Source organism: Rahnella perminowiae (assembly GCF_019049695.1).
Lineage (GTDB): Bacteria > Pseudomonadota > Gammaproteobacteria > Enterobacterales > Enterobacteriaceae > Rahnella > Rahnella perminowiae.
Genome location: NZ_JAFMOT010000006.1, coordinates 1 through 253, shown reverse-complemented (window position 1 = coordinate 253; position 253 = coordinate 1). Strand labels below are relative to the sequence as shown.

General features: G+C 49.8%; 1 protein-coding gene. It reads left to right on the top strand.

The genetic code is table 11. From position 1 onward, the window contains the following. Positions 1-9 precede the first annotated feature (9 nt). Positions 10-253, top strand: a 244-nt coding sequence (locus tag J1781_RS00015) for a transposase (protein ID WP_217232979.1), incomplete at its 3' end; no start/stop codon positions are given.

Genomic DNA, 253 nt, shown 5'->3' with positions numbered 1-253 from the left:
GAGATCGCTATGCGTAAGATCCGATTCACTGAGCACCAGATCATCGCCGTCCTGAAATCAGTCGAGGCTGGCAGGACCGTCAAAGATGTGTGCCGCGAGGCTGCTATTTCTGAAGCCAGCTATTACAACTGGAAAGCAAAATATGGCGGGATGGAAGCCGCTGATATCAAAAAAATCAAAGACCTTGAGGACGAGAATCGTCGTCTGAAGCAAATGTTTGCCGATCTGAGTTTGGAATGCCGGGCGCTGAAAG